Genomic DNA, 22,520 nt, shown 5'->3' on the forward strand with positions numbered 1-22,520 from the left:
GCCGCGCAGGGTTGGCGCAGCGAAAGCACAGCTCAGGTTTTGCGTTGATCACAAGGAGTTCTGGATGGCCGCACCAAGCAAGAAGATGAGCCTGTTGGGCCTGACCACCCTGGTAGCGATCAACATGATGGGCTCGGGGATCATCATGTTGCCGGCCAGCATGGCGCAACTGGGCGCGATTTCGCTGCTGTCGTGGGTCGTCACTGCGCTCGGTTCGATGGCGATCGCCTACGGCTTCGCTCAGTGCGGGCTGTTCTGTACCCACAGCGGCGGGATGTCGGCGTATACCGAGGAGGCCCACGGCAAGTCGGGGTTTTTCCTGTGTTCGTTTCTGTATTTTCTGTCGCTGATCATTGCCAATGTGGCGATTGCGATTTCGGCGGTGGGTTATTTGTCGTCGTTCATTCCGTGGCTGGGCAGCGGGCCGGGGCCGTTGTTCGTCGGCAGCCTGGCGCTGATCTGGCTGACCACCGTGGCCAACTTCGGCGGCCCGCGCATCACCGGGCGCATCGGAGTGGTCACGGTATGGGGCGTGATCATTCCAGTGGCGGGGCTCTGCGTGATCGGTTGGTTCTATTTCAAGCCCGAGGTGTTCACGGCCGCCTGGAACCCACACCAACGGCACCTGTGGGACGCCGTCAGTGCGAGTATTCCTCTGACCCTGTGGGCGTTTCTTGGCATGGAGTCGGCCGCCCAGGGCTACGACGCGGTGGAGAACCCCAACCGCACCGTGCCCCTGGCCTGCCTGCTCGGCACGCTTGGGGTGGCGGTGGTGTATGTGCTGTCGACTGCGGTGATCCAGGGCATCGTGCCCAATGCCGAACTGGCGGCGTCCTCCGCACCGTTCGCACTGGTTTACGCACAGATGTTCAGCCCCTGGGTCGGCAAGCTGATCATGGCGTTGGCGGTGGTGGCCTGTATCGGCTCGTTGCTGGGCTGGCAATTCACCCTGGCGCAAACGGCCAAGATGTCGGCGGACCAACGCCTGTTTCCGCGGTTTTTCAGCCGCATCAGCGCCGCGAATGCGCCGGTGCTGGGGCTGCTGGCGTGTGCCACGCTGCAAAGCCTGATTGCCTTGTCGACCATCTCGCCCAGCGCCAGCGCGCAGTTCAGCAAACTGGTGAACCTGGCCGTGGTGACCAACCTGCTGCCCTACGTGACCGCCCTCACCGGCCTGCTGGTGATGATGTACAAGGCACACGCCAACGCAACGGTGCAGGCGCGCAATACGTTGGTGGTGCTGGTGGCCGTGGGGTATTCGCTGTATGCGATTTATGCCTGCGGTGAAGAGGCGGTGTTTGGCGCGATGCTGGTGCTGGCGTTCGGGTATCTGTTGTATGGCTTCCTGGCCAAGCGGTTTATTGGGGAACCGGCAGATTCCCCTGGCAGATGAAGATCAAAATGTGGGAGGGGGTTTGCCCCCGATTGCGCCAGTCGATACATGCATTGACTGAACCACCGCTATCGGGGGCAAGCCCCCTCCTACAGTGTTTACCGCGTTTGCCTGAACTGATTATTTACGCGCCGCCTCCCACTGCTTGAGCAGGTCGCCGTAGGCCACGGTTTCGCCTTTGGGTTTCTCGTTGGCCAGTTTCGGCTTCGGCGCGCCGGGCTGGTCGAACCAGTATTGGGCGTCACGTTCCGGGTTCATTTTCGGACCGCACACCGGTTGCACTTTGGAGCGCTCCAGGCGCGTCATGATCGCGTCTTGCTCCTTGGCCAGGTTGTCGAGCGCCTGTTGCGGGGTTTTCTCGCCGCTGGCCGCCGCCGCAATGTTGCTCCACCACAATTGCGCCAGGCGTGGATAGTCCGGCACGTTGGTGCCGGTCGGGGTCCACTCGACCCGGGCCGGGCTGCGGTAGAACTCCACCAGGCCGCCAAGCTTCGGCGCCAGGTCGGTCATGGCCTGGGAATTGATGTCCGACTCACGGATCGGCGTCAGGCCGACGATGGTTTTCTTCAGCGACACGGTTTTCGAGGTGACGAACTGCGCGTACAGCCAGGCCGCGAGCTTCTGCTTCTCAGGCGTCGACTTGAGGAAGGTCCAGGAACCCACGTCCTGATAACCCTTCTTCATGCCCTTTTCCCAATAAGGCCCGACGGGCGACGGCGCCATGCGCCATTTCGGCGTGCCGTCGGCGTTGACCACCGGCAGGCCCGGCTTGGTCATGTCGGCCGTGAACGCGGTGTACCAGAAGATCTGCTGGGCGATGTTGCCCTGGGACGGCACCGGGCCGGATTCGGAGAAGGTCATGCCCGCCGCTTCCGGCGGTGCGTAGGCTTTCATCCAGTCCACGTATTTTTGCGTGGCGAACACGGCGGCCGGGCCGTTGGTGTCGCCGCCCCGGGTGACGCTGGAGCCCACCGGGTGGCAGTCCTCGACGCGAATGCCCCACTCGTCCACCGGCAAACCGTTGGGCAAACCCTTGTCGCCGCCACCAGCCATGGAGAACCAGGCATCGGTGAAGCGCCAGCCGAGGGATGGGTCTTTCTTGCCGTAGTCCATGTGCCCATAGATGCGCTTGCCGTCGATTTGCTTGACGTCCTCGCTGAAGAACTTGGCGATGTCTTCATAGGCCGACCAGTTCACCGGCACGCCGAGGTCGTAGCCGTATTTTTCCTTGAACTTGGCTTTCAGCTCCGGCCGCTCGAACCAGTCAGCGCGGAACCAGTACAGGTTGGCGAATTGCTGGTCGGGTAACTGGTAGATCTTGCCGTCCGGCGCGGTGGTGAAGGAGATACCGATAAAGTCCTTGATATCCAGGGTCGGCGAGGTGAAGTTCTTGCCTTCGTTGGCCATCAGGTCAGTGATGGATTCGGTTTTGCCGTAGCGAAAGTGCGTACCGATCAGGTCGGAATCGTTGACCCAGCCGTCATAGATGTTCTTGTCGGACTGCATCTGGGTTTGCAGCTTTTCCACCACATCGCCTTCCTGCAGCAGGTCGTGGGTCAGCTTGATACCGGTGATTTCACTGAAGGCCTTGGCCAGCACCTTGGATTCGTATTCATGGGTGGTGAGGGTTTCCGACACCACGTTGATCTTCATCCCACGGAACGGTTCGGCGGCCTTGATGAACCACTTGAGTTCCTCGAGCTGCTGGTCGGCCGTGAGGGTCGACGGCTTGAACTCGCTGCCGATCCATTTTTTCGCCGCATCTTCATACGCATCGGCCCAGGCCGTGGCGCTCAAACCACTGAGGGCCAGTACGGCGGCCAATGAAATGCTATGTCGCAGCTTATTGTTTTTATCGAACATAGAGACCTCCTGGTTGATTTCAAAAGGGACTACAAACGCCACACACCCCTTGTAGGAGCGAGCTTGCTCGCGAAAAACGCCCAGACACCGCGCACGCCCAGAAACGCCGCGTTATCGTTGACAAATTTCGCGAGCAAGCTCGCTCCTACAGGGAATAGAGGCATCCGCACTAGCCCCAACGCATCACACACAACAGCCATACAAGGGAGAGCGCGGACGCCACCCAGATGCTCCAGTCGGTTACGCCGATCACCAGCAGGTGCAGGTAGGCGCTACCGAGAAGACCGATAAACAAACGATCACCACGGGTGGTGCTGATCGGCAGAAACCCGCGCCGAGGGATACTCGGCGCGCGCAATTCCCAAGTGGTCATGCCCGCCAGAATCAGGGCGATACCGCCAAAGAACAGCGCGGTGGGGGTGGTCCAGGCCATCCATTCCATCATCGACTCCTCAGACCCGGCCCAGGGCAAAGCCCTTGGCCACGTGGTTGCGTACAAACCAGATCACCAGCATGCCGGGCAGGATGGTCAACACCCCCGCCGCCGCCAGCACGCCCCAGTCGATCCCCGACGCCGAGACGGTGCGGGTCATCACCGCCGCGATGGGCTTGGCATTGACCGAAGTCAGGGTGCGTGCGAGCAGCAGTTCGACCCAGGAAAACATGAAGCAGAAAAACGCCGTCACGCCGATGCCGGAGCCAATCAATGGGATAAAAATCTTCACAAAGAACTTGGGGAAGGAGTAGCCGTCGATGTAGGCGGTTTCGTCGATTTCCTTGGGCACACCCGACATGAAGCCTTCGAGAATCCACACCGCCAATGGCACGTTGAACAGGCAGTGCGCCAGGGCCACCGCGATATGCGTGTCGAACAGGCCGATGGACGAATACAGCTGGAAAAACGGCAACAGAAACACCGCCGGCGGCGCCATGCGGTTGGTCAGCAGCCAGAAAAACAGGTGCTTGTCGCCCAGGAAGCGATAGCGCGAGAACGCATACGCCGCCGGCAGCGCCACGCTCAAGGAGATCAGTGTGTTCAGGCTCACGTAGTACAGCGAGTTGAGATATCCGGTGTACCAACTCGGGTCAGTGAAGATCACCTTGTAGTTGGCCAGGGTGAAATCCTGCGGAAACAGCGTCAGCCCACCGAGGATTTCGGTATTGCTTTTGAAGGACATGTTCAGCAGCCAGTAGATCGGCACCAGCAGGAACAGGATGTAGATCAGCAGCGGTATGACTTTGCGCTTGCTCATGTTGGTGGCCTCAGCGGTTGGCGTCGGAATGGGTCATGGCGGTGTAGAACAGCCAGGACACCAACAGGATGATCAGGAAGTACACCAGGGAAAACGCCGCGGCCGGGCCCAGGTCGAATTGGCCGACAGCCATCTGAGTCAGCGTCTGGCTGAGGAACGTGGTGGCGTTACCCGGCCCGCCACCGGTCAGTACGAAGGGCTCGGTGTAGATCATGAAACTGTCCATGAAGCGCAGCATCACCGCGATCAGCAGCACACTTTTCATCTTCGGCAGTTGGATATGTCGGAAAACCGCCCAGGCCGACGCCCGATCGATACGCGCCGCCTGGTAGTACACATCTGGAATAGCGCGCAGCCCCGAGTAGCACAGCAGCGCCACCAGGGAGGTCCAGTGCCAGACATCCATCACCAGCACCGTGACCCAGGCGTCCATGGTGTTGGCCGCATAGTTGTAGTTGATGCCCAGCGCATTGAGGGTAGAGCCGAGCAGGCCGATATCGGCGCGGCCGAAAATCTGCCAGATGGTGCCCACCACGTTCCACGGAATCAGCAACGGAATGGCGAGGATGATCAGCACCAGCGACGACCAGCGGCCCTTGGTCGGCATGGTCAGGGCGATGGCGATGCCCAGCGGGATTTCGATCAGCAGCACGCACGCCGAGTAGATGAACTGGCGCAGCAGCGAGTCGTGCAGACGCGGGTCGAGCAGCACCTGTTTGTACCAGTCGGCGCCGACGAAATAGCGGCTGGACTGGTCGAAAATGTCCTGCACCGAGTAGTTGACCACCGTCATCATCGGGATCACCGCACTGAATGCCACCAGCAGGAACACCGGCAACACCAGCCACCAGGCCTTGTTGTTCTGCACCTTGTTCATGGCCGCACCTCCAGCAGGTAATCGTCGGCGTAGAGCATCAGCCACTGCGCGGGGAAGCTGATAGAAGCTGTGCCTTCGGGCACCGGTTTGTCTTCGGCCAGGCGCACTTTCAGGGTGGCGCCGTCCAGGTTCAGGGTCAGGATCTTGTAGGTGCCGAGGTCCTCAATATGGGTGACGTCGGCTTGCAGCGCGTCGGGGTTATGCTCATCCCACACATGAATGAATTCCGGGCGGATGCCCACCTGCAAGGTCGTGTAGGGCGTGTCGGCGAGGCGTTGCTGCACGGCCTCGGACAACCGCAGATGGGTGTCGGCAAAGCGCACTCCGCCGGCCTCGGCCTGCACTTCGATCAGATTCATCCCAGGGCTGCCGATGAAATAGCCGACAAACGTATGGCTCGGCCGCTCGAACAAATCCCGCGGCGTGCCGAATTGCACGATTTGCCCGCCGTACATCACCGCGATCTTGTCGGCGAAGGTCGAGGCTTCCAGTTGGTCGTGGGTCACGTAGACCATGGTGATATTGAACTGCTCGTGGATCTGCTTGAGCTTGCGTCGCAGTTTCCATTTGAGGTGCGGGTCGATCACCGTCAGCGGTTCATCGAACAGGATCGCCGAGACGTCGTCGCGCACCAGGCCCCGGCCCATGGAGACTTTCTGTTTTTCGTCGGCGGTGAGGTTGCGTGCCTTTTTGCTCAGCAGGCTTTGCAGGTCGAGGACTTCGGCAATTTCCTGCACCTTGCTGTGAATTTTCGCCTCGGCCATGCCCTGGTTACGCAACGGGAAAGCCAGGTTGTCGAACACCGTCATGGTGTCGTACACCACCGGGAACTGGAACACCTGGGCGATGTTGCGTTTTTCCGGGGTCAGCTCGTTGACCACTTTATGGTCGAACAGCACGTGCCCTTCGGACGGGCTGAGCAGGCCGGAGATGATATTGAGCAGGGTTGATTTGCCGCAGCCCGAAGGCCCGAGCAAGGCGTAGGCGCCGCCCTGCTCCCATACGTGGTTCATTTCCCGAATGGCGTAGTCCTCGGGACCTGTCGGCGTAGGGCTGTAGCTGTGCGCCAGGTTCTGCAAATGGATCTCAGCCATCAGGCAACCCTCGCGACACGGCGTCCGGGGGCCTGGACCAAGCGGCCCTGGCCATCGAACACAAACAGTTTATGGGTGGGGATATACACACGGATCGGCGCGTCGACGTCGTACTCATGCACCCCCGGCAAGTGCAGCACCAGCAGGAAATGCTCGCTGCGCACATGCAGGAAGGTTTCCGAGCCGCTGATCTCGGCGACTTCCACGGTCACCGCCAGTTCGAGGTCGTCGTCGTTGCTGGGCACCAGGCTGATATGGCTGGGGCGCACGCCAAAGCGGAACTCGCCCTCGCCGATGGGACGCAGGTCAACATTGAGTGGGAAGTGTACGAAATTGGCGAAGCTCACTTCATTGCCGCGGATGCTGCCCGGCATCAGGTTGATCGGCGGTTCGGAAAACAACTCGGCGGCCAATACGGTCTGCGGCTGGTGATAGACCTCGGCCGCCTTGCCGCTCTGGATCACCCGGCCTTCGTGGAGGATGGTGGTGGTGCCGCCGAGTGCCAGCGCTTCGTTGGGCTCGGTGGTGGCGTAAATCGCAATGGTGTGGCGGGCCTTGAACAGCTCGCGCATTTCCTGACGCAGCTCTTCGCGCAGTTTGTAGTCCAGATTCACCAACGGCTCATCGAACAGGATCAGTTCGGCATCCTTCACCAACGCGCGGGCCATCGCCGTGCGTTGCTGCTGGCCGCCGGACAGCTCCAGCGGGTGGCGCTTGAGGAACTTCTCGATGCGCAGCATCTTCGCGGTTTCCAGCACCTTGCTCTGGATCAGCTCGTTGGACACACCGGCCTGGCGCAACGGCGAGGCGATGTTCTCGAACACGGTCATGGTCGGGTAGTTGATGAACTGTTGATACACCATCGACACGTTGCGCAGGCGCACCGGTTTAGCGGTGACATCCACGCCGTTCATCAGGATGCGACCGCTGTCGGGCTTGTCCAGGCCGGCCATCAGGCGCATCAGGCTGGTCTTGCCGGACAGGGTGCGACCGAGCAGCACATTGAAGGAGCCGGCCTCGAAACGCAGGTTGGCGTCGTCGATCCAGGTCTGGCCTTCGATGACGCGGGAGACATGTTCCAGGGTCAATGACATGACACGCCCTTTTTTATTATTGGAATGAATCTGGCCAGTGGTCACAGCGAGTTTCGTGCCAACCGCAGCAGGTGCTTGATCCACAAGGAAATGCCCTGAAAGCGAGGTTCGGGAGCGAACAAAAATGAACAATTCGGACTGAACAACTGAACACTCAGCGGGTTGACAATGAACAGTTCTGAACAACACTGTTTGAACCCGATTGACTGAACAACGCAGAACACATGTGGGAGGGGCGGTGCGACGATTCGACTTGCCCCCTCCCACATTGACCGGGTGACATCCGTTAGATTGCGCAAGACCCAAAAACAATAAAAAGAAGGTCTCCATGGCCGAACCGCTGACTCACGACACCCTCATCCAGGAGTCCTGGCGCCGCTGCCGCGCATTCGGCCTGGACCACCAGAGCCCACCCAGCTTTGACCAACTGCCCGCCGAGGGCATCAGCCAATTGCTGGAGAGCCAGCATTCCCTGGTGCAGACCACCCACCAGGAAGTGTTGCCTTACTACGAGAACATCCTGAGCAACTCCAACTGCCTGATCATGCTGGCCGACAACCAGGGCCAGGTTTTGACGTCGTGGGGCACCCAGCGCTTTATCGACCCCAAGTTGGCCCGTGGTTTCAGCCCCGGCGCCAGTTGGATGGAGCGTTCCAGCGGCACCAATGCCATCGGCACCGCGCTGGCCTGTGCCCAGGCGGTGCATATCGAACACGATGAACACTTCCTCAAGGCCAACCGCTTCATGACCGGTTCGGCGGCGCCGATCTTCGACGCCCAGCGCGAAATCATCGCAGTGCTGGACGTGTCCAGCGACAGCTACCTGCCGCCCTCCCACACCCTGGGCATGGTCAAGATGATGAGCCAGACCGTGGAAAACCGGCTGATCCTCAACCTGTTTCGCGGCGAGCATTTCCAGCTGACCTTCAACACCGGGCTGAACAACCTCGACAGCCAATGGGCGGGCTTGCTGATCTTTGATGAAAGCGGCCAGGTGTTATCGGCCAACCGCCGCGCCGACAACCTGCTGGGCATCAGCCTGTCGCGGGTGATGATCGACCGCTTGTTCAAGGTGTCGATGCTGGAGTTACTGAATCAGCCGGAGGGTTTGCCGTTCTCCTTGCAGGCGGCCGGCCGCAATCGTTTCCAGTGTTTATTGAAGCGGCCCAAGCAGATGCCGGTACACGCGCGGGTTTTCAGCGAACCGGCGCCGCCGCAAGCCGCACCGATCAGCCTCAAGACCCTGCATTTTGGCGATGTGCGCGTGGAAAAAGCCGTGCGCCAGGCCGAACGCCTGCTGGAAAAGGACATTCCGCTGCTGATCCACGGTGAAACCGGCGTGGGCAAAGAGGTATTCGTCAAAGCCCTGCACCAGGCCAGTTCGCGCAGCCAACAGGCATTTATCGCGGTGAACTGTGCGGCGATTCCCGCTGAGCTGGTGGAATCGGAACTGTTCGGCTACGAAAAAGGCGCCTTCACCGGCGCCAATCAAAAAGGCAGCGTCGGCCTGATCCGCAAGGCCGACAAGGGCACGCTGTTTCTCGACGAGATCGGTGATATGCCACTGCCGACCCAGGCCCGCTTGCTGCGGGTCTTACAGGAACGCTGCGTGCAACCGGTGGGCAGCAGCGAGTTGTTCCCGGTGGATTTGCGCATCATCTCCGCCACCAACCATGTGCTACGCGAGCAGGTGCAAGCCGGGCGCTTCCGTGAGGATTTGTACTACCGCATTGGCGGGCTGACCCTGGAGTTGCCACCACTGCGCGAGCGCACTGACAAGCAGGCGTTGTTCCAACAACTGTGGCAGCAACACCGCGAACCGAAGCAATGGGCCGGGCTGAGCGCCGAGGTGCTGGCGTTGTTCGAGCAGCACCCGTGGCCGGGCAATTTGCGCCAGGTCAGCAGTGTGTTGCAGGTGGCGTTGGCCATGGCCGAGGAGCAGCCGATCCGCCCGGAGCATCTGCCGGACGACTTCTTCGTCGATCTGAACGTGACGGCGCCGCTGCCCGCCAGCGCGCCTCTGGAGGACAGCATTGACCTGACGCGGCGCTTGAAAGCGGCAGGCGGGAATATTTCCCACCTGGCGCGGGAACTCGGCGTGAGCCGCAACACCCTGTACAAGCGCCTGCGCCAAGGCAATGACTGAAACCCGGGCAGCAATCGACCGCTGCCCTCAGGCTTGAAACCGCCTCGCCCGCACGCGACACTGCGCCGCTCCATCACGAGGACACCGCCGATGACCGCAACCGCCGCCACCGTTTCTGCACGGGAGGCTTATCAAGTGCTCAAGGATATGGCCCTGGAAACGCGGGTCATCAGCGCCTGCGCGGCAGCGGATGACACGGTGAGCGTGGAAACCGACGGCTGGCGGATGGTGCTGCTGACCCAAGGCGCGATGCTGGTGGGGTGCCAGCACTGCCGCTCACCCGACGGGCGGCATGGCTCATTGGACAGCTGGCAACGCTATGGCACCAACCCAGTGGCATTGATGAGTACGTGGGAGCACGCGCAAGTCGAGCGCCTGTTGTCGGTGTCTCAGCGCCAGCTCCACGACACGCCGGTGTAGATGCCCCGACCGTCCCCGGGCGTGGAGCGGGCGGCGTCCAGGCCATTGTCGTCATAACCCGGGGTGACGGTGTTGGCGTAGCGGCGGTTGGTCAGGTTGCGCAGGTCGACCCAGGCTTGCCAGTCCTGCTGCGGGGCGTCGTAGCCGAACGTGGCGCCGAGTAAGGTATAGGCCGCCGCGTAGTAGGAATTGGCGTAATCCACCGCCACCCGCGAGGAATGCTCGGTGTTGAGGCTGGTGTAGAAACCGGTCGGATGGCTGTAGCGCAACTGTGCCTGGTAGTAGTGCTTGGGAATACCCGGCAAGGTGTTGTCGCCGAAGCGGTCGTCGTTGCGGTAGTGGAAGTCGCTGAAGGTGTAGGCCTGGCGCAGGGCGAGCTTACCGCTGCCGCCGCCGTCCCACAGCGGGCTGAGCAGGCTCAGTTCGACACCTTGGTGAACCGTGGGGCTGGCGTTGGCCTCGGCGAGGATCGCGTTGCTGGTGGGGGTCTGGGCCTGGGTTTCAACGGTGAGCAACTCGTGGCGCACTTCCGAGCGGTACAGTGCCAGGTCCCATTGGCCGAACCACGCGTCACCACGGCCGCCGACTTCCAGGGTGGTGGCGGTCTGGTTTTTCAAACTCACGCCTTCGCGTTGCAGGCCGGTGGCCGGGCCGCTGCCCGGCCCGAAGTATTTGTTGGAACCCCAGATCATCGACCAGGCATGCGGCGGCTCGACCGAGCGGCTCAGGTTGCCGTACACCTGCAATTGCGGGGTGAAGTCATAGCGCAGGCCGATGCGCGGCGCATAGTCCCAGTCATGTTGACTGAGCGGCGCCTGGCCGTCGGGATAGGTCACCTGGGTTTCGCGGCGGGTGTAGATCGCCGCCAGGCCGGTGGTCAGCCACAGGTCCGGGACCAGTTCCAGGTCGTTGCCGATATGCAGCACCGTGTCGGAGCCCAGGTAGCTGTAGTCGCGGGTCTTGGTGCCGGGGGCATAGCCTGCGGTATTGCCGACAGGAATTCGCACGTATTCCGACGCGCCATTGTTGGGCATCGCCTGGGTGGTGCGCAGGCCGATCATGGTTTTACTGTCGTGACCGAACAGGGTGTCCTGGCGAATGTAGTTCAGCGTGCCGCTGATATCGGTGTAGGCGACTTTCAGGCGATTGGTGCCCTCGCGCAGGTCCATCGGGTAGTCGTGATAGGCCAGGCCGACTTCGAGCCGTGCGTTGTCGTCGAGCTGCAACGTGGTCTTGTTGGCGATCCAGGTGGAGCCCGGTTGCAGGCGTTTTGAATCGCGGGCGGCGTTGAGGCTGTTGGCGGCACGCGGATCATGGCTGATCTGGTAGCGCGTGAGCTTGCCTGGCGTGTCGTTGGTGGTTTCGCGGTAGCGAAAGTAAAAGCGCGTCTCCAGGTTCGGGTTGAAACGGTAGCCGAAGTTGGCCGCGACGCCCTTGCCCGTGCCGGCGCTCTGCTGCTGATAGCCGTCGGATTCGGAATCGGTGAGGCTGATGCAATAGTCGGCATCCCCCAGCACCTGGCCCGAACTGATCTCGCGCTGGGCATAACCACGGCTGCCTGCTTCGTAGCGCACTTGCAGCTTGGGCGCGTCGTAGCCGGTGTGGGTCACGTAATTGACCGCCCCACCCAGGGCCAGCGCGCCCTGATCAAAGCCGTTGGCACCGCGCAGCACCTCGACGCGGCTTTGCCACAAGGGGTCCTTGAGTTCATAGGGCGTACCGCCGGGGCCCGTCAGCGGCAAGCCGTCGAGCGTCTCGTACAACCCGGAAGCATGGGCGCCGGGGCTGCGGTTGAGGCCCGAGCCACGGATCGAGAGTTTGACGCCTTCATTATTCGCCGCCTTGGCGTACACCCCGGCCTGATACTTGAACACGTCCTCGTTGGTGCTCACCCGCCCCTGTTGCACGCTGCCCATGTCGATGTAATTGGTGCCGCCGGGCACGCGCTTGAGCTGCGCCTGCGCCACTTCAGCCGCGCTGGCTTCGCTGGTGGTGACTTCGACCGGCGCCAGTTGCAGGTCTTCGGCCTGCACAAGGGAACTGAGGGTCAGGGCAGCAAAAAGCAGCGGGGGTTGGCGCAGCAACATGGGGCGGGTCCTTGGAATGCGGGGGCGTGAAGGCCAGGCCTGGCACGCGAACTGTGATGGGAAGACCGGGACGCTCGCCAGGTCACGCCTTATTCACGGCGCAGAGCCTTCCCGACCCCTGAAAAAACTACCTGTCTCCTAGCCCGCGGCGGACGCCAGCGCGCGCATGAAGTCATCCGCCTCCGACCCCGCCGGAAAGCGGAACCCGTACATTTCGTCGGTCGTCAGAATGCTGTTGAGGGCGTCGCGAAATTGCGCCTCAGTCGGCGACTCCTGCAGCAGTTTGTGTGCCGGTAACAACAGCTCGGCAGAGACGCCTTGCGCACTCGCGGCGTCAATCACCGCAAACAGGATAAATCGCAGGCGAATTTCGCGATCCGTGGGCCAAACCGTTTTTCGCTTACCCAAGGTAGGGCCTCATATTTAAGAAAAGTCCGAGGCTATTGCCGACAGATGGGCGTTTCAAGCAGTGCAGTGCAAGATAGGGCACTTCCTACAGAGGAAACGGAAACACCGCACTCAACGGCCCTAACGCTCACTGCACCGGCAGAAAATTCATCAGCAACAGGCTTTGCGCGTAATTGACGCCAATGCGTCGGTAGCGCTCATCGAGCATCTGGGTCAGCAGGTCGAGCCGCGCGACGATCTTGCCGAACTCGACGGCGAAACTGAGGTTGCTGCCCTCCTCCGAGATCTCGTTGGAAAACAGCAGCAGCACGCCATTGGCATCCTGACGCTGGCTGAGCAGCCAGGTGGCCTTTTCGATATTGCGCGCCGCGTTGCTGACGAATTGCGGGTTGATCGTGTCAGAGATATAGAACCGGGTGCGCCCGCCATGCGCAGTCACCAGCATGCTGCCAATCGCATAGATAAACGCTCCGACCCGATCGCCGCGAAACTCGGGGCTCAAGGAGTAACTCAGGGCCGCCAGATCGCGACGATCCCCCAGGGCGGGCAGCGGTTGACGGTTTTCGATGGCCGAACGGATTTCCCGCGCCGCGCTCACCGCGTCCAGGTAACCCGACTGCCGCCACTGGTTGGGGTTGCGCAGGTACAGCTTGTTCATCAGCAAATACAGGCTTTGCAGGTTATCGCGCATGCCGAGGGTGGCCATGCGGTCGACGCTGGTCTGGAGAAACTCATCAGGCTTGCCATTGCTGAATTGCCTGGCGATATCGCGCCCCTGTTGCTGGCTGCAGGCGGTGGTGCAGAGCAGAAACACGAGGACGAGCCAGCGCGGGCGGTTCATCCATCGGCAGGTAAGAGGCGGGAACGTATGATCCATCGGCACCAGGTCTAGTTCTTATGTCCACACGCAGTATGAGTATGGCTGGGATAGAGATAGATCCGAAAAATCCGAAAAAGTGCAGGATTGGGCAACAGAACATCCGGAAGGTCATGAGAAATGCCCAGCGCATGTCAGTGGGTTTCGCAACAAAGCGACCTCAGGGCCGGTCGGCACCCGAATCAGCACAAGCGCGTAACGATCCGCAGATTCAGGCTGCCAAAACGGGAACCTCAACCTTGTAGGGCAAGCGTCGGACATAGCCTCCCGCCGACAAAGAACGCGTTATACAAACAAAAACGCCAGCTTCAGCAGAGCTGAAACTGGCCGTCAATGCGTTGCGTCCTCCGGGCTTGACCGGCGATCGTCCGCTTAGAAAATCGAGATTGGGTAATCCACGATCAGACGGGTTTCGTTGTAATCCCCTTCCGCCTGATCAGCGTTACCGCGGTGCCAGGCTTGACGCACGCGCATCGACAAATCTTTGACTGGGCCGCTCTGTACCACGTATTTGGCTTCAAAGTTGGTTTCATGGTGCTTGCCGTCAGCACCATAACCATAGGCACGGTAGGCGCTGCCGACCGGCATGTGCGTGCCGTCGATATTGTCACCGTTGAGGTAGCGCGTCATAAAACTCAGCCCTGGCACGCCATAAGTCGCCATGTTCAAGTCGTAACGGGCCTGCCAGGACTTTTCGCCTGGGCCGTTAAAGTCAGAATATTGAACCGAGTTGGCCAGGAAGATGGAGTCGGCCAGATCACCCGACTTGTTATTACCCACGGCCACATAGTCGAACGGCGTGTCGCCGTGAACTTTCTGGAACGCCAGTGTGACGGTATGAGCACTCAGGAAAGAGTACGCCGCTGCCAACGACCAAGTGGTGTTGTTGATGGAACCGGCTTTGGACTGGCCGGAATCGGTGGTGCGGTAGATGTTGAAGTCCAGGTTCAATGATTGATCGGCAGTGAACGGAATCGTGTAGTTGGCATTACCGTAGTATTGATGCCAGACGTCCTTGAGGTCCGAGGCAAACACGCTCATGGACAAGTTATCGGTCAGCGTGTACTTGCCACCGAGGTAGTCAATGCTCTTGGCCGGTATGTTGGCATAACCGGCATACAATTCGTGGCTATTGTTGGTCGTGGTCGGACCGTTACTGCTGGTGAAGTGCCCGGCGTCGAAGTTCAACCCTTCAATTTCGCTGCTCAACAGGTTGAAGCCAGTTGCTGTTTGAGGCGTGGCGCGAGTACCCGCCGTGGCCAGGACCGGGTTGTTGGGCTGCAAGTTGCCATAATGCAGTTCAGTCTTGGAGAACCGTGCCTTGATCGACGCGCCTGCACTGCTGAAGTCATTCTCCGGCCGGCCGTTGCTGTCGACCGGCAAGTTGCCAGAGCCTGCATTGCCTTTGCCACCGTCCAACTTTACGCCCCAGTATCCGTAAGCATCCACACCAAAACCGATGGTGCCTTGGGTGAAGCCGGAGGAGAAGTTGCCTTGCATCACCTGCAACCAATCCTGTTTATCACCCGCCGAATTCTTACCGTCACGATCAAAATAAAAGTTGCGAAGCAGCAGGTTCAAACTACTGCCTTCAACAAACCCCTTGGCAGTCGCTTGGTCCTCCACACCCGCGGCTGACGCTAGTTGACTAGCACCCAGCGAGACCGTCAGCGCCACCAAATTCCACTTAAAAGACATTGTTTGTTCCCCTGTTTTTAATAGAGCTGCCTCGTCTCTCAACGCACAGTCAGCAGGGTCTCCCCTGAAGTCAGGCGGTCAAAAGCGAAGAGTCATAAGTCGATGGCAGATGAGAAGGTTTCTAAGTCGCAACGCATTGACTGCGCAGCGCAAGGTACCGTTTTATAACGGTTTATTTTTAGTACAGGGCAGAGCCTAAGGTGAAAAACTTATAACACTTTCCCGCCGATGGAATGACCTCGTTTCCCGTGAAAGTAATTTTCCATTTCTGTAACAATTCAGGTTTATACAAGAAAGCCGGACGCGTGAAATGAGCTGGACATCGATGTTTCGCATACATCTAAAGTCCCAACTGCACGATGAAAACGGCACGCTCTGAGCCTGGATATCCGCAAAGGGCAGAACTGATTCCGGCGTTCTTGGGGCTCCCTTATCGAGAGCGGCGAATGCCGCAATATTTAAAGCAACGTTGTGCTAGCGTACCTGTAGGACGGATTACATGATGGTCTTAGACGCATGCCTCGAGGTCGATACGACTACAAGCCTCGAGACAGGACATCACATTGCTATAGAGCCAGCCTGCAGGTATCGCAGCGCCATGGGGGTACAGAACCTGATGACACACATTGCCCCATTGCCCCCCCTTGATTCGAGTCACGATCACCCACTCATAACGGCCGCGCTGTGAACGCTGAGCTACCTCATTCAGGTTCGCAGACGCCGCTTGAGGGTTTGTGCGAGGCGCAGGTGCAGCAACGTCTGGCGCAGGACGGGCCGAACGAACTCCCCGCCTCCCGCCGACGCAGCGCCTTGCGCCTGATGTGTGACGTGGCCTTCGAGCCGATGTTTCTCCTGCTGGTCGCGTGCGGCGCTTTGTACATGGTGCTGGGCGATGTCCAGGAAGCCCTGATGTTGCTGGGCTTTGTCTTCGTCGTGATGAGCATCAGCTTTGTCCAACAGCGACGCAGTGAACGCTCCCTGAATGCGTTGCGGGACCTCTCCAGCCCAAGGGCTAAAGTGCTAAGGGAAGGTAAGGAGTGCAGCGTTCCCTCGCGGGACCTGGTTGTTGGCGATGTTGTAATGCTGGCTGAAGGCGATCGCGTACCCGCTGACCTGCAACTGACAACATGCGCCAACCTATCAATTGATGAGTCCTTGCTGACCGGAGAATCCATGCCAGTCAGCAAGCTGGTCGCGCCGCAGTCTCATACACTTGGTGATCCAGCGCCGCCGCCAATGGATGCGGCCCTAGCGCAGGCATTTTCAGGCACATTGGTCACGTGCGGCACCGCCCAGGGACGTGTCACCGCCACAGGCGAGCGCAGTGCGCTGGGCCGGATTGGCCAGTCACTGGCAGACATCGAGGTGGAACCCACCCCGACACAACAGCAAACGCGTCGTGTGGTCAAGCGGGTTGCTGTCATAGGCCTGGCGCTGGCGGCGGCGCTCGCTATCGCTTTCGGGCTGCTGCGCGGTGACTGGCTGCATGGGATGCTGGCGGGCCTGACGCTGGCGATGGCAATCCTACCGGAGGAGTTGCCGGTTGTACTGACGCTCTTTCTAGGCCTCGGCGCCTGGCGACTCGCCCGTGAGAAGGTGTTAGCGCGTAGCATCCCTGCCGTCGAATTGCTCGGTGCGACCACCGTCTTATGCGTCGACAAGACCGGTACGCTGACGGCTAACAGAATGACGGTCAGGCGCCTTTGGTCCGAGGAGGCTGAGTATGAAGTCGCCAGGGACGGTACTGACGGCGGCACGCCTTTGCAGGAGGCGCTCCATGGTGTGCTTGAGTACGCGGTTCTCGCCAGCCACCGGCATGCTTTCGACCCGATGGAGTCGGCCATCGGCGAGACCGGGCAGAGCCTGCTGGCGCTCACCGAGCACCTTCACGCCGACTGGACGCTGATCGACGACTATCCCTTGTCACCCCAGATGCTGGCAATGTCGCGGGTCTGGCAATCGCCGAATCAACGAGAGCGACTCATTGCTGCAAAGGGAGCGCCCGAGGCAATCGTCGATTTGTGCCATATGGATCCCGTTCGCAGCGCGCGCATTGCGGCTCAGGTGCTGGCGATGGCGGCAGACGGGCTTCGCGTTCTCGGCGTCGCACAGGCGACCTTCGCCGCCGAGGTATTGCCCGGTTTACAGCACGACTTCGACTTCAGGTTTCTAGGATTGGTCGGGCTCGAAGATCCGATTCGTCCAGATGTGCCGCAGGCTATTGCCGAGTGCCGAGCCGCAGGCATCCGTGTGGTGATGATGACGGGCGACCACCCGGCCACAGCGATGTCGGTCGCCAGGCAGGCCGGGCTGGGCACCGATGCGCCGGTGATCACTGGAACCGAACTGTCCACACTGAACGATTCTGAACTGGCCGCACGACTGATCACCACGCAGATCTTCTGCCGTGTTCAGCCAGAGCAGAAACTGCGCCTGGTACGCGCGTTCCGTGCACAGGGTGATGTCGTCGCCATGACCGGCGACGGTGTCAACGACGCGCCTGCGCTGAAGGCAGCCGATATTGGCGTTGCGATGGGTGCGCGTGGCACCGAGGTCGCACGCGAGGCGGCCGCACTGGTTTTGCTCAATGATGATTTCGAGTCGTTGGTGACCGCCGTGCGCTATGGCCGCCGCATTTTCGCCAACTTGCGCAAGGCGATTGTGTTTGTGGTGGCCGTACACGTGCCGATCGTCGGCCTATCGATGCTTCCAGTGCTTTTCGGCTGGCCGATGGTGCTGATGCCGGCGCACATTTTGTTCTTGCAACTGATCATCGACCCCGCCTGCTCGGTCGTGTTTGAGGCCGAACCGCTTGAGCCGGATGCGATGAAGGCTCCTCCACGTCGAAAGGAGCAACGGTTGTTCGACAGCGCAGTGATGATACGCGGCCTCTGCCAGGGCATTGGCTTACTGATACTGCTTCTCGCGACGTATGCAAGTATGAGGTTCTTTGCGCCGGTTGCGTCTGAGCGAGATGAGCTTGCGAGAACACTGACCTTCGTCGTCCTGGCGCTGGCCAACCTCGCCCTGATCCATACCAATAAGTCATGGGGCCGCACGCGCTGGGTGGGGCCTGGCGCGTTTGGCACCCAGCTCAGTTGGATCGCTTTCGCAACGTTGGCCATGTTGGCGATAGCGCTGTTTTTTCCGCCGGTTACCCAGCTGTTCTCATTCGTGACACCCGCGCCAGTACTGCTACTTTTCGCATTTGGCATCGTCGCGCTGAGCGTAATGTGGTTCGAAGTCGTGAAATGGCTAATACGAATGAGGAGCGGGCATAGCGACTGAGCGAAGCCTTTCGTGCTGATCCCCGAGTTCGCCAGGGGCTGCACATGTCGCAACCCAGGCGAGGTTTGTTCAGCAGCTAATCGCTTAGATTGGCTCCCAGCTTTGGAAAAGCAAACCGGATCAGCAGCGCAGCATCGGGCCCTTCGCCCGTGAGAGTAATCTCCGCACCTCGAACATTATCGGGTAACGCGGCGAGTGGACTCGTCACGTTGGCGAACCTCTTACTCGGGTCAACGCCTTCATAAAAGGTGTACGTCAGGATTCGAACCCTGGAATCGCCAGTAACGTTCACCGGCTTCCAGGAATCCAAAGTAACTTTTTAAAACAATACGTTAGACTCTAATAATTACCGCACCAAGGCACTTTTGAATGCGTTGGAGCCCGCGCCGATCATGGGGCGCATAAGGTTGCAGAAATCATTCCGCCCTCCCCCGCGTGCTGCCGATCGAACACTATCGCCAATAGTCGTAGTGAAACATCCGGGGGCCGCTGATAATCTGCGACCACGTTCGCCAGCCGTTTAGGGATGGAGGCGAAAATAGAAGCCCTGGAGCCGCGAACCTCCGGGGCTTTGCTTTTTTGGCGCAGGCTGACACCCAACTCTTCTGGGCATTTTTCCTTTGGCCCTAAATTGTTCAGGGCGCTGGGCGAAATCCCTTTCAGTACCGACATGGCCGAAATCGGAATGGTTGTGATGTGCCTTGATCTTTCCCGATAGACACGTTCGATTGCCCCCCGCCGGATTGTTTGGTTGTCATGGATTTGGTGTGTTTGTGCATTGGCGTAGCCGTGAAGCAAGCCTACGATCAGCCCCTGAGACAGCCGACCTTGCGATTGCTCATGGTCGCGTTTAGCGCGGATACAAAAACGCCCGCGTGGCGGCGGGCGTTTGGCATAGATCGTCGAAGCGTTATCGCCTTAATCGAAGGCGCCGTTGAGGACTTCGTAGATTATGCCGGAAGCAATTGCGACCAGTATCAAGTCCGTGCCTGCCTGCTGCCATTCGTAGCCGTCGTAATGTGGAAGTCTGCCCAGCAATCGACCATCAAGTTTCTTGGCGATGCCTGGAGGAAGAGGCTTCCCTCTGGCGAGGTTCTTTTGTATTCCGGGTGGCAGTGAAGGGCCTGGGCTCCAGTAGTCACGGTAGCCGCCGAGCACTCCCAATACGCTGCCGCGGTCAATGCTTGGCCCGCGAGACCAGTCGTCTCCGCTGGAACCTTTCCCCTTATTACCCTGGTTGCCATGACCTTGACCACCTTGTGAGTTGCCTTTTCCATTGCCTTGACCTTTCCCATTGCCAGGGTCTGCGAGTGCATCCACCGAGCCAACGGCCAAAGTAAGGCAGATAGCAGCTACAAGCGTGCGTGATCTAAACATGACTGTCTTCTCCGGAAGGGAATGCTCCCTGAAATGTAGACGGTATTGAAGGTTTTGGTTCCGTAATACCCATCCCACTCGCTGCATCCGTTAACGGAGCGTGGCGCCCAACGATAACCGCCGATTAGGCCCCCTCCAGGTTAAAAAACTGCGGAATCAGGTGCTGCTTTCGATTTCACCAATCGTCGATGCCTTACACCCAGCACTGCCAAACACGTACATACATTCCCCTTGTATTTGATAGCTTAAAGCCATCAAGCGGCATGCCTCATGCGCAGAGCCACCTTGGACAAGACGTGGACGTCTGGCAATCATCACTCATTGGTGAATTGTTTCTATCAGGGAAGAGGATCTGAAGCGGGTGACCGCCACCCCATCCTCCATAGCCAAATGCTCAGGCATGCACGCGCGCCTATGGCTGACCCTGCCCGACCAAAGCGTTAAGCATTGGTGCCTTCCCAGGAATCTGTTTTGCGACCAACAGTCGTTGCCCAGGAGCACCCTCAGGAAATGGATTCCGGAAACCATTCAATAGACGGGGCGAACTCCGAAAAGCCAAACGAGTAGGAACTTAAATATGGAGATTTATAGTATGTCAGCTCAAGAAAATTACGTTGGTGTTGGCGGATGGACTGCTTACCACGAACTGACTCCAAAGGACCATGCTGTATTCAAAGAAGCCTTGGAAGGCTTTGTGGGGGTGCAATACACCCCTGAGACGGTTGCAACCCAGGTCGTCGCTGGCACAAACTATCGCTATCACGCCAAAGCACAGCAGCCTGGTTCGCCAGCAATCTGGGCAGCAATCGTAGAAATCTACGCCCCCCTCAAAGGTAAGCCGCACATCACCCAGATCATCCGCATCTAAGCGCGCTTAACACCCTTCGGGTCACGCGAGGATTGCGGGACTCGAAGGCTGATCGCGCGCCCTTGCTTGTGCTGCGCTTCTGGCTTCTCCCTCCCCTGGAGCCGCAAGCATGACGATTGATGGTATGCGTCCGGCCAAGTCATCTACCCAGCCCTGCAAAGCCAAGGCCTGATGTCCTCTTAATTAGTAGGTGAACACCTTCGCCTGCGAAAACTGGCGCAGAATAGTAGTCTCGTACAGTGCCCTTCCATCATTGCATTGCTGTAGCCGAGTCAGCTCTGCATCAGATGACCCCGCAACATGGCCAGCAACGGATAGGCCGGACGACCACCGTCACCCTTGGATAATGCGGCTCGATCAAGGCAATCAAACCCTTCCAGGGTATAACCCGATCCATCTCAATCAGGAAGCGCTCGCGGCGGGTCTGCTTACGTTTGCCGGCGTACTCGCGCATCCGCGAAGGTCGTCTGCGTCATCGGAAAACTCGACGGGTGGCAGTTGGGTATTTTTGCCAAATCTGGAAGTCTTCTTCAGAGTTTCCTAATTGATTTTAAAGGGTGTTAACAGACCCTCCGTTTGAAAAAATAGATCTTGTACAGCCAGCAGAACTTGCAAATTTTCTCCCCATCAAATTTCAACGTGAGGTGCGGAGGAAGAGCTTCACGATGATGTCAGCCATATGCTAGGATTTGTATGCGTATAGGCTCTTATTTCGAACAGCGCTTACAACCGGGTATTCATATTCCTTATGGAGATAAGTATGGCTACTATTACCGGTGACAGCGGCTACAACGTTTTGTCGGCTACTGAAGCTTCGTATATCGAGTCCTCATTACACAGTTTGGCTTTGGCGTAACTTGCCAGCGGTAGACCTTGTTTAAACAGAAGGAGATTTATTTTATGGATATTTCCAAAGGCATACGTTTAACGACAAACATGTCGCGCAGCATTGCAGACCTGAATCTGCCGCAAGTGAAACTGCCTGCTAATTTCGCTCATACCTTAGAGAATGTGGCTGAAGATCTTCGTAAAGCGGAAGCGGTAGGACGAGGCGAAGGTCGCCTTGTTGCTGATAACTCACCCGAGAATGCAGTTCAAACTGTTGTAAAGAATAACCAGCTTGTTGCCACAATTTATAAATCCGGCGTAGTAGAAATTTCCAATCAGTTCGCTGAAAATTTAAGAAACTTGAGCCTTCCTGATTCAGGAGCGATTCGCGCCACAATGATAGCAGAGGCTGTGGGTGGGGAGGTTTTAGACGTACGCTCTCTTTCTTCGCAATCTCGGTTTTCAACAACCGTATAGATAAAAAAGTGGGGGGGGGTCAGGCACGAGAAGCCATCAACGCATTGGTATGGTCGATCTGGCTCTGCATTTGTATGTCTTACTGTGTAGCCTTAGAGGCGACCTTCAGAGCCGCGTCGAGATCCTGCTCAGCGATGGAAAGAATGATCCATAGATTCTCCATCTCGTAATGATGATCCTTGGATACCGCAGCCATTTTGAGCAAATTCTGTTTATTGATTTCCTCAATTTCGGCGCGGTGCTCCTGGCTTAGGGCGTTCTGACGAACCACGCTCGAACCGAGGGTCGCTGCGACCTCTGCTCTCGCTTTTTTGCTCTCGATTAACGTTAGTACCAGTACACCGGTCACGATCAGAAGCGCACCGATCACGAACACCCAGCCAGCAGAATAACCACCAGTCCCGCTACAACACTTCGCATGTCGTTCCCTCTTTGGTTTGGCGGGACTGTAGCACCTGGCCGCAGAAAGCAA

General features: G+C 58.9%; 19 protein-coding genes and 1 pseudogene. 6 read left to right on the forward strand and 14 right to left on the reverse strand.

Annotated elements, in window-relative coordinates:
- Nucleotides 1–64 precede the first annotated feature (64 nt).
- The gene (gene potE / locus PverR02_RS19110) at nucleotides 65–1,393 is read left to right on the forward strand and encodes a putrescine-ornithine antiporter (RefSeq protein WP_079444159.1); all 1,329 of its coding nucleotides are present in this window, start codon (nucleotides 65–67) and stop codon (nucleotides 1,391–1,393) included.
- 120 nt (nucleotides 1,394–1,513) lie between these two features.
- Here potE and PverR02_RS19115 read toward each other — a convergent pair whose 3' ends face one another.
- From PverR02_RS19115 to PverR02_RS19140, 6 genes are all read right to left on the reverse strand, one after another.
- A complete protein-coding gene (locus tag PverR02_RS19115) occupies nucleotides 1,514–3,256 on the reverse strand; it encodes an ABC transporter substrate-binding protein (protein WP_079444160.1) in 1,743 nt (580 codons plus the stop codon).
- Nucleotides 3,257–3,425: 169 nt separating this feature from the next.
- A complete protein-coding gene (locus tag PverR02_RS19120) occupies nucleotides 3,426–3,698 on the reverse strand; it encodes a DUF2160 domain-containing protein (protein WP_010567825.1) in 273 nt (90 codons plus the stop codon).
- 10 nt (nucleotides 3,699–3,708) lie between these two features.
- Nucleotides 3,709–4,509: a carbohydrate ABC transporter permease gene (locus PverR02_RS19125; RefSeq protein ID WP_017846707.1), complete on the reverse strand. Its 801-nt coding sequence runs from the start codon at nucleotides 4,507–4,509 to the stop codon at nucleotides 3,709–3,711.
- Between the two features lie 10 nt (nucleotides 4,510–4,519).
- Complete coding sequence (locus PverR02_RS19130; protein WP_034098582.1) at nucleotides 4,520–5,386, reverse strand: carbohydrate ABC transporter permease; 867 nt, start codon at nucleotides 5,384–5,386, stop codon at nucleotides 4,520–4,522.
- A complete protein-coding gene (locus tag PverR02_RS19135; protein WP_079444161.1) occupies nucleotides 5,383–6,480 on the reverse strand; it encodes an ABC transporter ATP-binding protein in 1,098 nt (365 codons plus the stop codon). Before PverR02_RS19135 ends, PverR02_RS19130 begins: the two co-directional genes overlap by 4 nt.
- The gene (locus PverR02_RS19140; RefSeq protein WP_017846710.1) at nucleotides 6,480–7,574 is read right to left on the reverse strand and encodes an ABC transporter ATP-binding protein; all 1,095 of its coding nucleotides are present in this window, start codon (nucleotides 7,572–7,574) and stop codon (nucleotides 6,480–6,482) included. Before PverR02_RS19140 ends, PverR02_RS19135 begins: the two co-directional genes overlap by 1 nt.
- 328 nt (nucleotides 7,575–7,902) lie before the next feature.
- Between PverR02_RS19140 and PverR02_RS19145 the strand changes: the two genes are divergently transcribed.
- Complete coding sequence (locus PverR02_RS19145; RefSeq protein WP_079444162.1) at nucleotides 7,903–9,720, forward strand: sigma-54-dependent Fis family transcriptional regulator; 1,818 nt, start codon at nucleotides 7,903–7,905, stop codon at nucleotides 9,718–9,720.
- 90 nt (nucleotides 9,721–9,810) lie between these two features.
- Nucleotides 9,811–10,140, forward strand: a complete 330-nt coding sequence (locus PverR02_RS19150; protein WP_079444163.1) for a DUF7693 family protein — start codon at nucleotides 9,811–9,813, stop codon at nucleotides 10,138–10,140.
- Here the strand turns inward: PverR02_RS19150 and PverR02_RS19155 are convergent.
- The 4 genes from PverR02_RS19155 to PverR02_RS19170 all read right to left on the reverse strand — a co-directional run bounded on the left by PverR02_RS19155 (nucleotide 10,110) and on the right by PverR02_RS19170 (nucleotide 15,210).
- Nucleotides 10,110–12,227: a TonB-dependent receptor family protein gene (locus PverR02_RS19155; protein WP_079444164.1), complete on the reverse strand. Its 2,118-nt coding sequence runs from the start codon at nucleotides 12,225–12,227 to the stop codon at nucleotides 10,110–10,112. The genes PverR02_RS19150 and PverR02_RS19155 overlap by 31 nt on opposite strands.
- A gap of 138 nt (nucleotides 12,228–12,365) precedes the next feature.
- On the reverse strand, nucleotides 12,366–12,635 hold the full coding sequence (locus PverR02_RS19160; protein WP_017846713.1) for a hypothetical protein: 270 nt from the start codon (nucleotides 12,633–12,635) through the stop codon (nucleotides 12,366–12,368).
- A 127-nt stretch (nucleotides 12,636–12,762) separates the two neighbouring features.
- The gene (locus tag PverR02_RS19165; RefSeq protein WP_017846714.1) at nucleotides 12,763–13,476 is read right to left on the reverse strand and encodes a hypothetical protein; all 714 of its coding nucleotides are present in this window, start codon (nucleotides 13,474–13,476) and stop codon (nucleotides 12,763–12,765) included.
- 408 nt (nucleotides 13,477–13,884) lie between these two features.
- Complete coding sequence (locus PverR02_RS19170) at nucleotides 13,885–15,210, reverse strand: OprD family porin (RefSeq protein ID WP_046485330.1); 1,326 nt, start codon at nucleotides 15,208–15,210, stop codon at nucleotides 13,885–13,887.
- A gap of 684 nt (nucleotides 15,211–15,894) precedes the next feature.
- On the opposite strand from PverR02_RS19170, the gene PverR02_RS19180 reads away from it, so the two are divergent.
- Nucleotides 15,895–18,498 carry a cation-translocating P-type ATPase gene (locus tag PverR02_RS19180; protein ID WP_079444166.1) on the forward strand — a complete coding sequence of 868 codons (2,604 nt, stop codon included), beginning with the start codon at nucleotides 15,895–15,897 and terminating at the stop codon, nucleotides 18,496–18,498.
- 390 nt (nucleotides 18,499–18,888) lie between these two features.
- Here the strand turns inward: PverR02_RS19180 and PverR02_RS32220 are convergent, their stop codons facing one another.
- Together PverR02_RS32220 and PverR02_RS19185 are read right to left on the reverse strand one after the other, a co-directional pair.
- Nucleotides 18,889–19,170, reverse strand: a complete 282-nt coding sequence (locus tag PverR02_RS32220) for a hypothetical protein (RefSeq protein ID WP_156422907.1) — start codon at nucleotides 19,168–19,170, stop codon at nucleotides 18,889–18,891.
- 246 nt (nucleotides 19,171–19,416) lie between these two features.
- Complete coding sequence (locus PverR02_RS19185) at nucleotides 19,417–19,875, reverse strand: anti-virulence regulator CigR family protein (RefSeq protein ID WP_079444167.1); 459 nt, start codon at nucleotides 19,873–19,875, stop codon at nucleotides 19,417–19,419.
- A gap of 577 nt (nucleotides 19,876–20,452) precedes the next feature.
- On the opposite strand from PverR02_RS19185, the gene PverR02_RS19190 reads away from it, so the two are divergent.
- Complete coding sequence (locus PverR02_RS19190) at nucleotides 20,453–20,743, forward strand: hypothetical protein (RefSeq protein ID WP_227778673.1); 291 nt, start codon at nucleotides 20,453–20,455, stop codon at nucleotides 20,741–20,743.
- 207 nt (nucleotides 20,744–20,950) lie between these two features.
- On the opposite strand, the pseudogene PverR02_RS19195 reads toward PverR02_RS19190, so the two are convergent.
- Nucleotides 20,951–21,219: pseudogene (locus tag PverR02_RS19195) on the reverse strand (IS5/IS1182 family transposase); the annotation flags it as partial.
- A gap of 424 nt (nucleotides 21,220–21,643) precedes the next feature.
- On the opposite strand from PverR02_RS19195, the gene PverR02_RS31940 reads away from it, so the two are divergent.
- Nucleotides 21,644–22,048, forward strand: coding sequence for a hypothetical protein (locus tag PverR02_RS31940; RefSeq protein WP_152032031.1), 405 nt, complete (start codon nucleotides 21,644–21,646; stop codon nucleotides 22,046–22,048).
- A 79-nt stretch (nucleotides 22,049–22,127) separates the two neighbouring features.
- Here PverR02_RS31940 and PverR02_RS19200 read toward each other — a convergent pair whose 3' ends face one another.
- Entirely contained in the window at nucleotides 22,128–22,418 is a 291-nt protein-coding gene (locus PverR02_RS19200; protein ID WP_152032032.1) for a hypothetical protein, read from the reverse strand.
- Nucleotides 22,419–22,520: the final 102 nt, after the last annotated feature.

Source organism: Pseudomonas veronii, assembly GCF_002028325.1.
Taxonomy (GTDB): domain Bacteria; phylum Pseudomonadota; class Gammaproteobacteria; order Pseudomonadales; family Pseudomonadaceae; genus Aquipseudomonas; species Aquipseudomonas veronii.

Bases quoted from the DNA above. Each gene is read 5' to 3' on its own strand.
- potE (WP_079444159.1), top strand. From the start codon at position 65: ATGGCCGCACCAAGCAAGAAGATGAGCCTGTTGGGCCTGACCACCCTG.
- PverR02_RS19115 (WP_079444160.1), bottom strand. From the start codon at position 3,256: ATGTTCGATAAAAACAATAAGCTGCGACATAGCATTTCATTGGCCGCC.
- PverR02_RS19120 (WP_010567825.1), bottom strand. From the start codon at position 3,698: ATGGAATGGATGGCCTGGACCACCCCCACCGCGCTGTTCTTTGGCGGT.
- PverR02_RS19125 (WP_017846707.1), bottom strand. From the start codon at position 4,509: ATGAGCAAGCGCAAAGTCATACCGCTGCTGATCTACATCCTGTTCCTG.
- PverR02_RS19130 (WP_034098582.1), bottom strand. From the start codon at position 5,386: ATGAACAAGGTGCAGAACAACAAGGCCTGGTGGCTGGTGTTGCCGGTG.
- PverR02_RS19135 (WP_079444161.1), bottom strand. From the start codon at position 6,480: ATGGCTGAGATCCATTTGCAGAACCTGGCGCACAGCTACAGCCCTACG.
- PverR02_RS19140 (WP_017846710.1), bottom strand. From the start codon at position 7,574: ATGTCATTGACCCTGGAACATGTCTCCCGCGTCATCGAAGGCCAGACC.
- PverR02_RS19145 (WP_079444162.1), top strand. From the start codon at position 7,903: ATGGCCGAACCGCTGACTCACGACACCCTCATCCAGGAGTCCTGGCGC.
- PverR02_RS19150 (WP_079444163.1), top strand. From the start codon at position 9,811: ATGACCGCAACCGCCGCCACCGTTTCTGCACGGGAGGCTTATCAAGTG.
- PverR02_RS19155 (WP_079444164.1), bottom strand. From the start codon at position 12,227: ATGTTGCTGCGCCAACCCCCGCTGCTTTTTGCTGCCCTGACCCTCAGT.
- PverR02_RS19165 (WP_017846714.1), bottom strand. From the start codon at position 13,476: ATGAACCGCCCGCGCTGGCTCGTCCTCGTGTTTCTGCTCTGCACCACC.
- PverR02_RS19170 (WP_046485330.1), bottom strand. From the start codon at position 15,210: ATGTCTTTTAAGTGGAATTTGGTGGCGCTGACGGTCTCGCTGGGTGCT.
- PverR02_RS32220 (WP_156422907.1), bottom strand. From the start codon at position 19,170: ATGTCGGTACTGAAAGGGATTTCGCCCAGCGCCCTGAACAATTTAGGG.
- PverR02_RS19185 (WP_079444167.1), bottom strand. From the start codon at position 19,875: ATGTTTAGATCACGCACGCTTGTAGCTGCTATCTGCCTTACTTTGGCC.
- PverR02_RS19190 (WP_227778673.1), top strand. From the start codon at position 20,453: ATGGAGATTTATAGTATGTCAGCTCAAGAAAATTACGTTGGTGTTGGC.
- PverR02_RS31940 (WP_152032031.1), top strand. From the start codon at position 21,644: ATGGATATTTCCAAAGGCATACGTTTAACGACAAACATGTCGCGCAGC.